Source organism: Dietzia sp. SLG310A2-38A2 (assembly GCF_014145095.1).
GTDB lineage: Bacteria > Actinomycetota > Actinomycetes > Mycobacteriales > Mycobacteriaceae > Dietzia.
The window spans coordinates 2322-5213 of record NZ_JAALDX010000477.1 but is presented as its reverse complement, the minus strand read 5'-3'; the positions used below and the strand labels follow the sequence as shown (position 1 = coordinate 5213).

At 70.5% G+C, this 2892-nt stretch carries 2 protein-coding genes; one reads left to right on the top strand and one right to left on the bottom strand.

Annotation, left to right across the window (positions count from 1 at the left end; all coding sequences use genetic code 11):
- Window positions 1–41 precede the first annotated feature (41 nt).
- Window positions 42–2207 (top strand): 1,4-alpha-glucan branching protein GlgB, encoded by a 2166-nt coding sequence (glgB, locus tag G6027_RS15580; protein ID WP_182637962.1) that lies wholly within the window; start codon window positions 42–44, stop codon window positions 2205–2207.
- A 20-nt stretch (window positions 2208–2227) separates the two neighbouring features.
- On the opposite strand, the gene G6027_RS15575 is transcribed toward glgB, so the two are convergent.
- Window positions 2228–2892 (bottom strand): tetratricopeptide repeat protein (locus tag G6027_RS15575; protein WP_182637961.1); only part of this gene is annotated, 665 nt, incomplete at its 5' end.

Genomic DNA, 2892 nt, shown 5'->3' with positions numbered 1-2892 from the left:
GGACCCCGGCGCCGGCCGCCTCCGCCGAGCCGTCGGGTGAGATCCCCCGCGGGGAGCTAGACGCGCTCCGCTCCGGCACGCACCGCGACCCACACTCGGTCTACGGCGCCCACCCGGCCGGAGGCGGTTCCGTCGTGCGGACCATGCAGCCCGGTGCCACCTCGGTGGAGATCGTGCTCGACGCGCGCACTGTGCCCATGGAGCCGCTGGGCGAGGGCATGTTCCGGGCGGTGCTGCCCGAGAGCGACGTCCCCGACTACCGGTTGCGGGTCACCTATCCGGACGGGCACTCGCGGACCGTCGCCGACGGGTACCGCTTCCTGCCGACCCTGGGCGAGATGGATCTCCACCTGATCAACGAGGGCCGGCACGAGCGGCTGTGGACCGTCCTCGGGGCGCACGTCCGCACGTATGACACCCCCGGCGGGCCCGTCACCGGCACCTCCTTCGCCGTCTGGGCCCCGAACGCCCGTGGCATCAGCGTCGTGGGCGACTTCTGCGGGTGGAACCCGGTCGCCCTGCCCATGCGTGCGATCGGCGCCTCGGGGGTGTGGGAGCTGTTCGTTCCGGACGTGACCGACGACGCCGTCTACAAGTACTGCGTCCGCGGCGCCGACGGCCGGACAGTCGACCACGCCGACCCGCTCGCGGTGGCCACAGAGGTGCCCCCCGCCACCGGGTCCAGGGTGTTCACGTCCGGCTACGAATGGAACGACGACGAGTGGGTCGCCACCCGGGCGACCCGCGACCACTCACGCTCCCCGATGACGGTCCTCGAGGTCCACGTGGGCTCCTGGAGGCCGGGGCTCGGCTACCGCGAGTTCGCCCACCAACTGGCCGATCACGTGACCGAGACCGGCTTCACACACGTCGAACTGATGCCCGTCGCCGAGCACCCCTTCGGCGGATCGTGGGGCTACCAGGTGTCCTCCTACTACGCTCCCACCAGTCGCTTCGGCTCCCCGGACGACCTGCGCTACGTCGTCGACCACCTGCACTCCCGCGGTATCGGCGTGCTGGTGGACTGGGTCCCCGCGCACTTCCCCAAGGACGAGTGGTCGCTCGGCCGCTTCGACGGCACCCCGCTGTACGAACACGCGGATCCCCGTCGCGGTGAGCAACCCGACTGGGGCACCTACGTGTTCGACTTCGGTCGTCACGAGGTCCGTAACTTCCTCGTGGCCAACGCCCTGTACTGGGCGGAGGAGTTCCACGTGGACGGTCTACGGGTGGACGCCGTCGCCTCGATGCTCTACCTGGACTACTCGCGAAACGAGGGCGAGTGGACCCCCAACCGCTACGGCGGTAGAGAGAACCTCGAGGCCATCTCGTTCCTGCAGGAGGTCAACGCCACCGTGCACCGGGAGCACCCCGGATTCCTGATGATCGCCGAGGAGTCGACCTCGTGGGGCGGCGTCACCGCCCCTACGGACACCGGCGGTCTCGGGTTCTCCATGAAGTGGAACATGGGGTGGATGAACGACACCCTGCGTTACGTGGGACTCGACCCCGTCTACCGGGGCCACCACCACGGCGAGGTCACCTTCTCCCTGATGTACGCCTGGAGCGAGCGCTTCGTCCTCCCGCTCAGCCACGACGAGGTGGTGCACGGCAAGGGGTCGATGTGGCAGCGCATGCCGGGTTCCTCGTGGGACCGCGCGGCCGGGTTGCGGGGACTCTACGCCTACATGTGGGCACACCCCGGGAAGAAGCTGATCTTCCAGGGGATGGAGTTCGGCCAGGTCGGCGAGTGGAACGACGAACAGGGCGTCACCTGGGCGAACCTCGATGGCTGGGAGGGCGAGTACCACCGCGGCATCCTCGCCTCGGTTCGGGACATGAACGCCCGCTACGCGGAGAACCCCGGTCTCTGGACCCTCGACGACGACCCGTCGGGTTTCTCGTGGATCGACGCCAATGACGGCGACCACAACGCGCTGTCGTTCCTGCGTACCGATCACGCGGGCAGCACGATCGCCTGTGTGGTGAACTTCTCGGGCCGCACCCTGGATGACTACCGGATCGGTCTGCCCGAGGCCGGGTACTGGGAGGAGATCCTCAACACCGACGCGTCGGCCTATGAGGGGTCCGGAACCGGCAACCTCGGCGGGGTCCACTCCGAGGAGCGGCCACACCACGGCCGCACCCACTCCGCGGGCATCACCGTCGGCCCCCGCGCCGCGGTGTGGCTGCGCCTCACCCGCTGACGGCGGGGAGCACGCGGGCCTCAGTACAACGCGTTGGCGAGGTTGCGACGAGCGGCCAGCACCCGCGGGTCGTCCGTCGGGAGCGCCTCGAGGAGATCGACCAGTCTGGCTCTCAGCGTCGCCCGGTCATCGCCAGCGCTCACGCGGATGGCGTCGACGAGCACCGCGAACGCCGGCTCGTACTCCCCGCCCACGAGTGCCCGGTCGGCCGCCCGCAGGGCTGCGGCAACCGTGCCCTCGCCGGCGTCGGCCTCCTCCTCCACACGACGAGCGGCCTGCACGTACCGCAGCGCCTCCAGGAGCGTGTGGTCTCCGGGGCGTGAGTCCACCAGAGCCGTGAAGCGCTCCTCCGCGGTGGCCAGTTCCCCCTCAGCGAGGGCGTCCTCGGCCGCGTCTCGCTCGGTGTCCGCAGCCTCCTCCGGCTCCTCGCCGACCTCTGTGTCGGGAATGCCGGTGAGCTTGCCCTCGGTGGCCTGGAGGACGGCCGCGATCCACTGGCGGAGCGCGTCCTCGGGCTGTTCTCCCTCGAAGTCCGCGAGCGGCCGCCCCGCCGCGACGGCGACCACGGTCGGTACCGCCCGCGCCTGGAACGCCTGGGCGATCCCCGGGGCGGCGTCCACGTCGACCACCGCGTGCACCCACTGACCACCCGCCTCCTCGGCCAGCGAGGAGAGCAGGGTGGTCA